The 255-nt window shown below is 51.8% G+C and carries 1 rRNA gene; it reads left to right on the top strand.

The features are described from left to right. Nucleotides 1-255, top strand: a 23S ribosomal RNA gene (locus tag F8197_RS28375); the annotation flags it as partial.

The raw sequence follows: 255 nt of genomic DNA, 5'->3' as shown, positions 1-255 counted from the left end.
TGGGAAGCAGGTTAATATTCCTGCACCGTCGTATGATGCGATGGGGGGACGGATCGCGGAAGGTTGTCTGCCTGTTGGAATAGGCAGTTTCTGGTTCATAGAAGGCACTTAGGCAAATCCGGGTGCGGAATTCAAGGGACTGGGACGAAGAACTTCGGTTCTGTAGCAATCGGAAGTGGTTCCAAGAAAAGCCTCTAAGCTTCAGTCATACGAGACCGTACCGCAAACCGACACAGGTGGGCGAGATGAGTATTC

It is taken from the genome of Duganella sp. FT27W (genome assembly GCF_009295655.1).
GTDB lineage: Bacteria > Pseudomonadota > Gammaproteobacteria > Burkholderiales > Burkholderiaceae_D > Rugamonas > Rugamonas zoogloeoides.
The sequence above is the reverse complement of the archived record's forward strand: the minus strand, read 5'-3'. Positions and strand labels throughout refer to the sequence as shown.